Source organism: Pseudomonas sp. 58 R 3, from assembly GCF_900006605.1.
GTDB classification, from domain to species: domain Bacteria; phylum Pseudomonadota; class Gammaproteobacteria; order Pseudomonadales; family Pseudomonadaceae; genus Aquipseudomonas; species Aquipseudomonas salomonii.
This window is the reverse complement of sequence record NZ_CVTT01000079.1, coordinates 1,700-2,791: the sequence shown is the minus strand read 5'-3', so window position 1 is coordinate 2,791 and position 1,092 is coordinate 1,700. Positions and strand designations below refer to the sequence as shown.

At 54.2% G+C, this 1,092-nt stretch carries 1 protein-coding gene; it reads right to left on the bottom strand.

The annotated features are described in order from the left end of the window. On the bottom strand, positions 1-1,092 hold a 1,092-nt coding region (locus BFP92_RS24740), incomplete at both ends, for an immunoglobulin-like domain-containing protein (protein ID WP_170875870.1).

Here is a 1,092-nt window from a genome sequence, read left to right as displayed (position 1 = left end):
CGTCGTTAGCCGGGGTATGGAAAACCGTCGAGCCGACAGTTTCACCGGCCTTGATCGTGATGGTCTGGCCGTTGCTCAACGTTACGGTAACGTCGGTTTGCGCCTTGTTAGTCAAGGTAGCGGTGTAAGTGATGTCACCGCCTTCAACTACAGAGGCTTTATCAGCACTCAGAGAAACCGTGGTGTTGTCGATCGAGTCGGTAATCGAAGTGACGGCCGCTTTTGGATCGGTAACCAGGTTCTCGAAGTTGCCGCCCGCAGTTTTGGCGATGGAGGTGCTGACGGTGGAACCGTTGTTATAGACGTCGTTGGCTGGAGTGTTAAACACGGTCGAGCCGACAGTTTCACCGGCCTTGATCGTGATGGTCTGGCCATTGCTCAGCGTAACGGTAACGTCTGTTTGCGCTTTGTTGGTCAAGGTTGCGGTGTAGGTGATGTCGCCGCCCTCAACCACGGAGGCTTTATCAGCACTCAGAGAAACCGTGGTGTTGTCGATCGAATCGGTAATCGAAGTGACGGCCGCTTTCGGATCAGTGACCAAGTTCTCGAAGTTACCGCCTTCGGTCTTCGCGATGGTGGTGCTGACGGTGGAACCGTTGTTGTAGACGTCGTTAGCCGGGGTATGGAAAACCGTCGAGCCGACAGTTTCACCGGCCTTGATCGTGATGGTCTGGCCGTTGCTCAACGTTACGGTAACGTCTGTTTGCGCTTTGTTGGTCAAAGTCGCGGTGTAAGTGATGTCACCGCCTTCAACCACGGAGGCTTTATCGGCAGTCAGCGAAACTGTGGTGTTGTCGATCGAGTCAGTGATGGCTGTTTCAGCTGCCTTCGGATCGGTGACCAGGTTCTCGAAATTACCGCCTTCAGTTTTGGCGATAGTGGTGCTGACCGTGCTGCCGTTGTTATAGACGTCGTTGGCTGGGGTGTTGAACACAGTTGAGCCTGTGGTCTCACCGGCTTTAATAGTGATCGTCTGACCGTTCGAAAGCGTCACGGTAACGTCGGTTTGCGCCTTGTTAGTCAAGGTCGCGGTGTAAGTGATATCGCCGCCTTCAACTACCGACGCTTTATCAGCAGTCAGCGAAACCGTGG